1 protein-coding gene is annotated in these 242 nt (G+C 74.8%); it reads left to right on the forward strand.

Features of this window, described 5'->3' with window-relative positions; genetic code table 11:
* On the forward strand, nucleotides 1-242 hold a 242-nt coding region (locus HKX41_13080; protein ID NNC25067.1), incomplete at both ends, for a class I SAM-dependent methyltransferase.

A 242-nucleotide genomic window follows, 5' to 3' on the forward strand; every position in this document is an offset into this window, starting at 1 on the left:
CTGGCTGACCCGCGCCCTGCGCGCCGGCGGCGTCGCCGCCGACGGCATCGACGCGATCGGCGAGCTCATCGACGCCGCGCGCCGCGCCGATCCCGACGCGCCGCCGCAGCGCTACGCCCGGCTCAGCTACGAAGACATCGCCGCCGGTGCATCGAACGCGCGCTACGACCTGATCGTGTGCAACTTCTCCCTGCTCGGCGGCGCCACGGTCGACGCACTGCTGAGCGCACTGCCGGCGCTGC

This window comes from Salifodinibacter halophilus (assembly GCA_012999515.1).
Taxonomy (GTDB): domain Bacteria; phylum Pseudomonadota; class Gammaproteobacteria; order Nevskiales; family Salinisphaeraceae; genus Salifodinibacter; species Salifodinibacter halophilus.